This window comes from Rhizobium sp. PRIMUS64 (assembly GCF_023006465.1).
Taxonomy (GTDB): Bacteria; Pseudomonadota; Alphaproteobacteria; order Rhizobiales; family Rhizobiaceae; genus Rhizobium; species Rhizobium leguminosarum.
In genome coordinates this window covers 1-224 of the sequence record NZ_JALBGX010000390.1, presented here as the reverse complement: position 1 = coordinate 224, position 224 = coordinate 1, and the positions used below count along the sequence as shown (strand labels likewise).

Here is a 224-nt window from a genome sequence, read left to right as displayed (position 1 = left end):
TCAGGATGCCCATGGGGCGTGGGAAGGCAAATCGGACACTGACCTGCTGGCCGACTTCATCCTCACCAAGGAGCAGCGCCGTAAGATCCCGATCATAGGCGATCCGGATCCTGATGTGCTGTGGAGGCTACAGAACTTTTACAGTTGCGTGGGGCTTGTGATCGAAGAGTGCACAGGCCTGTTGGCATCGCCGATCATGACGATCGGCCATGAGGGCTTCGGCC

General features: G+C 58.5%; 1 protein-coding gene. It reads left to right on the top strand.

Features of this window, described 5'->3' with window-relative positions; translation table 11 throughout:
• Positions 1-224, top strand: a 224-nt coding sequence (locus MOV76_RS39695; protein WP_247266651.1) for a DUF269 domain-containing protein, incomplete at both ends; no start/stop codon positions are given.